Here is a 4777-nt window from a genome sequence, read left to right on the forward strand (position 1 = left end):
AAAATATTGTTTTGGAGATGATAGTAGTCAGCTAAAAGACTATGCTTGGTATGGTGATAATTCCAATAGACAAACTCATCCTGTAGGGCAAAAAAAGCCCAATGCTTGGGGATTATATGACATGCACGGAAATGTCTGGGAATGGTGTGCTGATGATTGGCATGATAACTACCAGGGAGCGCCTAACGATGGGAGTATATGGTTAGATGGTAATAAACAAGAACAAAAACTACTTGGAGGGTCTTGTTACAGCTGTAGTAATTACTGCCGTTCTGCCTATCGTATTAGCTGTGCACGCGATCGCAGAAGCTACAAGTGCGGATTTCGCATTATTTTTATTTTGTCTAGGATTACTTAGGTCTTTACCCTTTTACCCTTTACTTTCGAGCCAGTAGGGGGGTCGAATTTTTTTTAAATATTAAGTTTTGTTAAGTATTGGGAAATTTATTTCTAGTTAACCAATCGAGTAAATCTTGTTCTTGCTGAAAATCTAATAAAGCTTCGCCTAAATCTTCTAATTGTGTCAAACTTAACTGATTGATTAAGGTTTCATTAGATGGAGAAAGTTGACCAAATTTACGTTTTAATAAACGCAGAATCAGACTTGCTTCACCCTCAGCTTTAGCCTCTTGATAAAATCTCGTTTGTTTAAAATCCTCTAATCCAAACATAGCTTCTATCTCCTCTCTACTTTTACTAGGTAACTTATACACTAATTTAGGGTAAAAGATTCCGTCTAAACGAAAAGAAAGTTGTTTAACTTCCCGAGAAGTAAATTGATATTGATTATTGACCGTAGCAGGTAAACCTATCAACTCAAAAAAGGTTTCAGTCAAGGTTAAAAAGATATTATAAAAGAGACTATCGGTTTTCATTGCTAGATGATTTTTCCCACCTCAAGTGGGATTAGTTATTTCGGCTCGTTCGGCATTTATAGGGAAAGAGGTAATATGGTACATTGGTTTATCAAAAAAAATGGTGTTAAAACCCCATCCTGAACAGACGGCTTTGTGGTAAGATTGGTCTGTAGCGTAAACGGCTATCTACTGAGAGTACCTCAAATTTCGAGTTTAATCATAATTAATTAACCTTCGCCATGAAAACACCAATAACCTCTACTAGTAATCTAGTTCTCCGCCAAGAAATTCTTGGCGCTCGTCGTTTTAGTAACTATTTTTGGGCAACAATTACTACTATGGGAGGAGTAGGTTTTCTTTTGGCTGGATTATCTAGCTACTTTCAGAAAAATTTACTCATAGTCAGCGATACCACTGGGTTACAATTTATTCCCCAAGGTATCGCCTTATCATTTTACGGCGTTGCAGGCTCTCTGTTAGCTACCTATATCTGGTTAACGATTTTCTGGAATATTGGTGGTGGTTACAACGAATTTAATCGTGAAACGAATCAAGTAACTATTTTTCGCTGGGGTTTTCCTGGCAAAAATCGTCGCATTGAGTTTACTTGTTCCTTAGATGAAGTACAAGCAATTAAAGCAGAAATCAAAGAAGGGCTGAACCCAAAACGTGCTCTCTACCTCTGTACCAAACAACGTCGCAACATACCCTTAACTAGAGTAGGAGAGCCTATCCCTATCTCTGACTTAGAAAATCAAGGAGCTGAGTTAGCTCGCTTTTTGACCGTTCCCCTAGAAGGTTTAGTATGAAAAAACATCTATTACTCTTCGTTTTGTGCTTTAGTTTATGTTTGGTAGCTTGTAATCAAAATATCTTTACTTCTGCTCAAGCTTCCGAGTCAACCCCTACAATCAACAATATGCAAACATCTTTACCTAGATTAACAGGAACAGCTACAGTCAAAATGGTGGTCAATGATTCTCCAATTATTATTGAAGTTGATGGGGAACACGCGCCAATCACCGCGGGTAACTTTATTGATTTGGTAGATCAAGGAGTTTATGATGGTTTAGTCTTTCATCGGGTAGTTAGAGAACCTCAACCTTTTGTAGTACAAGGTGGCGACCCCCAAGGTAAAAACCCCAGTGTACCTGTTAGTAATCTAGGCACAGGGAGTTTTATTGATCCCGCTACGGGCAAACCTCGTTATATACCCCTAGAAATTCAAGCTGAAAATAGTACAGAGCCAACTTATGGCAAAACTATCAAAGCAACGCCGATTTTACCCCACCGTCGTGGTGCAGTAGCTATGGCTCGTTCTCAAATGCCTGATAGTGCTTCGGCTCAGTTTTATTTTGCTCTAGCTGATTTAGGATTTTTAGATGGTAGTTACGCTGTATTTGGTTATGTAACTGAAGGCATGGAAGTGGTAGATCAAATTCAACAAGGCGATCGCATATCATCAGCTGAAGTTCTCAGCGGTATTGAAAATCTCCAACGTTAAAAAATAATAGGGCTTGTTGAACTCAAGCCCTTAAATAATGCTTAAAAATCATCTGGTAACACCCATTTAGGGGGTTCAGTTAATTTTTTTAACCTAGCTGCTTCAGCTATTTCTAGCATTTTGTCTAATGATGTATCCTTGATAAATTCCTTCGCTTGAGCTAAATGTTCAAGATGGGGACAAGATTCACCTAAGATACAACCATTAACGCAATCTACTGCACAATTAACCTGACGATTCAAGATTCATTCCTCCAAAGATGTAAAATTAAACCCTGCTTGGAAATTAAGCAGGGAGACTAGATACCAATAACATATTTTTTCCATTCCTGGTTGACGTTACCCCTAGTACATTTAGCAATTTCAAAGTGAAGACTACTGTATGGTCTTCTCGGTTGGGTTTTGAGCATCATGTTGGCTTCTTTAGGGGTGCGGTTACCTTTTTTGACGTTACAACGAACACAAGCGGTAACTAGGTTTTCCCAAGTATCACCACCTCCACGAGAACGGGGTATAACGTGATCTAGGGTTAATTGTTCTCCCTTATAACTACAATATTGACAACAAGAGCGATCTCGTTCTAGAATATTGCGGCGAGTTAAAGGAATTTCTTTATAAGGGACTCGGACATAGTATAATAACCTAATCACTGTGGGAAGGGGAAATTCATGATAAACTTGTACACCGTTATGCTCAAGCCGCTCCGCTTTTCCTTTCAGTAATAAAACCACCGCTCGACGCCAACTAGTAATATTGAGCGGTTCGTAGGAAGCATTTAAGACTAAAACCTTGCTCATAGGCTTAATAAACTTCTAAATTTTATCCTTGATATTAACATTGATTGCTTTATGAGTGCAGAAATAATTTGTGTTGGCACAGAATTACTATTGGGTAATATAGTTAATACTAATGCTAAGTTTTTAGCCGAAGAATTAGCTAATCTCGGGATTCCCCATTATTATGAAACTATAGTAGGTGATAACATACAAAGATTGCAAAAAGCGATCGCTATAGCTTGTGAACGTTCCTCAATTTTAATTTTTACAGGTGGATTAGGACCTACTCCCGATGATCTTACCACTGAGGCGATCGCCGCCTTTTTTCAAACCCCTTTAGTAGAACATCCAGAAATCTTAGGTGATATTCAAGCTAAATTCGCAGCTAGAGGGCGAGAAATGAGTCCTAATAACGCTAAACAAGCTTTAATACCCCAAGGAGCACAAATTTTACCTAATCCAGTCGGTACAGCCCCTGGTATGATTTGGCAACCTCAACCCGGTATAACTATTCTTACCTTTCCTGGTGTTCCTCGGGAAATGAAAGCAATGTGGCAAGAAACAGCCATACTTTACCTAAAAACTCAAGGTTGGGGTAAAGAAATCATCTACAGTCGAGTCTTAAAATTCCGCGGTATCGGAGAATCCAATCTAGCAGTCAAAGTCAACAAGTTTTTTGACCTAACTAACCCTACTGTAGCTCCCTATGCTTCTTTAGGAGAAGTTAAATTACGAATTTCTACTAAGGCAGCTACACCAGCAATAGCTAATAATATTATCCAACCAATTGCCCAAGAAATTATCGCGATCGCCGGAAATGATTATTTTGGCGCAGATGAAGATACCTTAGCATCAGTGGTAGGAAACCTACTAATTCAACGACAAGAAACCCTTAGCGTTGCTGAATCTTGTACAGGAGGAGGTATTGGAGAACTTCTAACCTCTGTATCTGGTAGTTCCAGTTATTTTATGGGTGGGGTAATAGCTTACGCTAACGAAATTAAAACCGAAATTTTAGGAGTCAATCCCCAAGATTTAGCAGAATTTGGCGCGGTTAGTGAAGTAGTTGCTAAACAAATGGCTATCAAGGTTAAACAACGCTTCAAAACTGATTGGGGTTTAAGCGTAACAGGAATAGCCGGACCAACGGGAGGAACACTAGATAAACCAGTGGGTTTAGTTTGCTTTGGTTTTGCTAGTCCAAATAATCAGGTAGATTGTCTCGTGTCTCGTTTTGGCGCTAATCAAGATAGAGAAACTATTCGTTATCTCAGTGTCAATTACGCTTTAGATCAACTACGACGTAAATTACAACAGCGGTGAAAACTGACACTATCTTTTATCGATTATTTCAAACCTATCCCCCTTTCTTATTTCAACTGATTAACTCACCTACTGAGGTGGCTCACCTTTATCAATTCTCCTCAGTAGAAGTTAAACAAATTGCTTTTAGGATTGATGGGGTTTTTCTTCCTTCTCAACCCGATTTACCTATTTACTTTCTCGAAGTACAATTTTTTCAGGATAGTGACATACTCCTACACCGAATCAAAGATTACGCTGTAGGCTTCTTGTCTTTCACCTTCAGAGATGATTGACCGTTTTTGAGTGAGGCGATGCCCATCCCCACTTTTTTAATTA

Annotated in this window: 8 protein-coding genes; 5 read left to right on the forward strand and 3 right to left on the reverse strand. The window is 38.8% G+C overall.

The features are described 5' to 3' along the window. Positions 1–358 (forward strand): formylglycine-generating enzyme family protein (locus EA365_00155; protein TVQ49829.1); only part of this gene is annotated, 358 nt, incomplete at its 5' end. Positions 359–428: 70 nt separating this feature from the next. Here EA365_00155 and EA365_00160 read toward each other — a convergent pair. Further along, a complete protein-coding gene (locus tag EA365_00160) occupies positions 429–875 on the reverse strand; it encodes a DUF4351 domain-containing protein (protein ID TVQ49830.1) in 447 nt (148 codons plus the stop codon). 221 nt (positions 876–1096) lie between these two features. On the opposite strand from EA365_00160, the gene EA365_00165 reads away from it, so the two are divergent. Next, positions 1097–1666 carry a photosystem I assembly protein Ycf4 gene (locus tag EA365_00165; GenBank protein TVQ49831.1) on the forward strand — a complete coding sequence of 190 codons (570 nt, stop codon included), beginning with the start codon at positions 1097–1099 and terminating at the stop codon, positions 1664–1666. After that, positions 1663–2361: a peptidylprolyl isomerase gene (locus EA365_00170; protein TVQ49832.1), complete on the forward strand. Its 699-nt coding sequence runs from the start codon at positions 1663–1665 to the stop codon at positions 2359–2361. Before EA365_00165 ends, EA365_00170 begins: the two co-directional genes overlap by 4 nt. Positions 2362–2402: 41 nt before the next feature. On the opposite strand, the gene EA365_00175 is transcribed toward EA365_00170, so the two are convergent. Together EA365_00175 and EA365_00180 are read right to left on the reverse strand one after the other, a co-directional pair. After that, the gene (locus EA365_00175; protein ID TVQ49833.1) at positions 2403–2603 is read right to left on the reverse strand and encodes a hypothetical protein; all 201 of its coding nucleotides are present in this window, start codon (positions 2601–2603) and stop codon (positions 2403–2405) included. Positions 2604–2659: 56 nt separating this feature from the next. Then, positions 2660–3157, reverse strand: a complete 498-nt coding sequence (locus EA365_00180; protein TVQ49834.1) for an HNH endonuclease — start codon at positions 3155–3157, stop codon at positions 2660–2662. 51 nt (positions 3158–3208) lie between these two features. Between EA365_00180 and EA365_00185 the strand changes: the two genes are divergently transcribed. Beyond that, entirely contained in the window at positions 3209–4459 is a 1251-nt protein-coding gene (locus tag EA365_00185) for a competence/damage-inducible protein A (GenBank protein ID TVQ49835.1), read from the forward strand. Further along, a complete protein-coding gene (locus tag EA365_00190) occupies positions 4456–4734 on the forward strand; it encodes a DUF2887 domain-containing protein (protein TVQ49836.1) in 279 nt (92 codons plus the stop codon). Before EA365_00185 ends, EA365_00190 begins: the two co-directional genes overlap by 4 nt. The last annotated feature ends 43 nt before the right edge of the window (positions 4735–4777 follow it).

Origin of the sequence: Gloeocapsa sp. DLM2.Bin57, assembly GCA_007693955.1 — a bacterium.
Taxonomy (GTDB): Bacteria; Cyanobacteriota; Cyanobacteriia; order Cyanobacteriales; family Gloeocapsaceae; genus Gloeocapsa.